The organism is Acidiphilium sp. 34-64-41, from assembly GCF_002282635.1.
GTDB classification, from domain to species: domain Bacteria; phylum Pseudomonadota; class Alphaproteobacteria; order Acetobacterales; family Acetobacteraceae; genus Acidiphilium; species Acidiphilium rubrum.
This window is the reverse complement of sequence record NZ_NCJX01000161.1, coordinates 1-2,696: the sequence shown is the minus strand read 5'-3', so window position 1 is coordinate 2,696 and position 2,696 is coordinate 1. Positions and strand designations below refer to the sequence as shown.

Sequence of the window (2,696 nt, the reverse complement as noted above, 5' to 3'; positions counted from 1 at the left end):
GCTTAAACAACCTGTATAACGCAATTACAAATGATATAAACAGACCATTCTTCGGTCAAAAAGATGAGGATAGCGAAACCAACCCCTCAACGACCAACAAATTTTTAACAAAGCACTAAGTTTTCAATAAGAAGAGACCGCATGAGCCAGTCAACCAGCAATCCAGCCGGCCTCAACATCAGCTTCGTCGGTTACAACGGCAGCACGATCAGCGCCCCGGTGATGAACGCGCTCGAATCGGCCGCCAGCTTCCTCCACACCGAGATCACCAACCCGATCAACCTGACGATCGGCGTGAACATCCTGGCCGGCGCACCGGCCAACGTGCTGGCGGAAGGGCAACCTTCACCCGAATTCGGCGTCTCCCTCAGCCGCGCCGAGCAATTGCTGAGCGCGAACGACCCCGGCGTGTCCCTGCCCGCCACCCTGCCACAGGGCGCCTACAACGAAATCTACATGAGCCAGGCAGAGGACAAAGCCCTGGGCATCCCACTGCCGCAATCCTACGCGCTCGACGGTGTCATCCTGATCAACCCGAGCTTCGTGTCCGACTTCAACATGGGAGTCGCGGTGCACGAAATCACCCACGTCATGGGCCGGATCTCCAACAACGCCGCGACGATGCCGAACGGGCAGTATGAATTCGGCCCGCTCAATCTGTTCCGGTTCACCTCGCCCGGCACGCTGGAAGTCTCCGGTGCCAACCTCGGCCACGGCAGCTATAGCAGCCAGAACCCGTATTTCTCGACCGACAACGGTGCCACGCACCTGCAAACCTTCCGCAGTCCGGGCGGGGCCGATTGGCTATCACCCACCTATACCCCGCCTGGCACCGCCACCGACATGCTCAGCTACGTATCGAGCAACAATAACACCATTTTCTCCTCGGCGGACAAATCCCTCATGCAGGCAATCGGGTTTGCCGTGGCAGGCGCCGCCTCAACCCCGACGCCCCCGCCCGTCACACCGCCGGTAACGCCCCCGGCATCCTACGCAACCATCTTCGGCTCCCTGGGCACCGGCGTCAGCAGCATCCTCGGCGCCACCGCCACCGACTATCAAATGACCATGAGCGGCGGCAACATTGTCACCATCACAGGCAGCAGCAACGCGGTCCTGGCCGATCAGGCCGGATCGGACACGATCCTCGCAACCGGATCGGGCAGCGTATTCGGCTACAACCAATCCGGCTACGCGGGTTCGATGGATTTCATCAACACCGGATCAGCCCCGGCGGTCATCAACGACCTCAGCGGCTCGATGACCATGCAAGGCGGGGCCGGCGGCGGCACCGTGCGCGGCGGCACGGCGGGCAACAATTCGATCATCGGCGGCTCGGGCGCGCTATACGCGGTCGGCGGCGGCAGCAATTCGCTCGTCGTGGTCAATTCAGCACAGACCAACTACCTCTTCGCCGGCATCGGCAACGAAACCCTGATCGCCAATCCCGGCACCGGCACCAATCTGTTCGACTGCAACCCCGGAGCCGGCGGCGACGTGATGATCTCGCACGGCACCGGCACCCAGTATTTCTTCGGCAGCGCCGGAACCTCAACCCTGACCGGCTCAACCGTGGCCGGATCGAGCAACGTCTTCTTCATGGGATCATCGCTCGGCGGGGGCAGCGCGGTCGTGACCAATTTCGGCCAGCTTAACGGGACGATCAACACCGTCAACAACGCAGTAATCCAATCCGTCACCGACACAAGCTACAACGGCGCGTCGGGCGCGCTGGTCACACTCAACGACGGCACCCGCATCACCCTCCTCGGCGTCAGCAGCGCCAGCCTCAGCTATACAATAGGGGGCACCAGCCTGACATGAACAACAAACCCCACCACCAAAACTCTAACACAAACCCTAACAAATTCCTGTCCCGCCGCCACCTGCCATGTTTACGCCCCATGATCCCCAACGCGCCCCGGATACCAAAAGATGCCCGCGCACGCTGGCACGGCCAAACATCCGCACCCACTGCGCAGTCGCGCTCGCCTGCGAAAAGCGATCATAAAATGCCTCGAACCGCCCGATCCGGGTCCCTTTGCTGGTACCCGCCGGCAGAGCGTCCAACTGCCGCAATCGGCGTTGCTCTATCGCCGATTGGCGCTTTCGTCGCGGGATGGGCCACGCCATGCCGCCGATGACAGCCTTCATCGCCATATTGTGAGTAGGTCTCTGGATTTTGTTTTCTATCTGTTAGGAAACACGGTGATAATCCTGGCAGAATGATGTTAGACGGAAGTTGCAATATGGAAACGGATGATACGCGGACGAGACCGGAGGCCGAATGCGGCCACTGTCGCCGCGGCGCCTACGATTTTCCTTTGACAATGGCGTTCCAACCGATTGTGGACATCGTTCGGCAAGAGATCTTCGCCTATGAAGCGCTGGTGCGCGGCCCGAACGGGGAGAATGCCGGTTCGGTCATCAAGGCCGTCACCGAAACCTTGCTCTACGGTTTCGACCAGGCCTGCCGCATAACCGCGATCGAACAGGCAACCGCTCTCGGACTTGTGGGTACATCCGCAGCCCTCTCCATCAATTTCATGCCCAATGCGGTCTACGAACCCAAGGCCTGCATCCGCAAAACGCTGGAAACCGCGGCGCGCGTCGGCTTCCCGACCGACCGGCTGATCTTCGAGATCACCGAAGGCGAAGCGGTAACCGACCCCGCCCATCTAGCCCGCATCGTTACC

At 60.6% G+C, this 2,696-nt stretch carries 2 protein-coding genes; both read left to right on the top strand.

The features are described 5' to 3' along the window. Positions 1-141: 141 nt before the first annotated feature. Positions 142-1,824, top strand: coding sequence for an NF038122 family metalloprotease (locus tag B7X49_RS18520; RefSeq protein WP_286703410.1), 1,683 nt, complete (start codon positions 142-144; stop codon positions 1,822-1,824). Between the two features lie 425 nt (positions 1,825-2,249). Then, positions 2,250-2,696 (top strand): EAL domain-containing protein (locus tag B7X49_RS18515; RefSeq protein ID WP_286840611.1); only part of this gene is annotated, 447 nt, incomplete at its 3' end.

What these genes read in the sequence shown, in the direction of transcription:
- B7X49_RS18520 (WP_286703410.1), top strand. Translation starts at nt 142, where the DNA reads ATGAGCCAGTCAACCAGCAATCCAGCCGGCCTCAACATCAGCTTCGTC.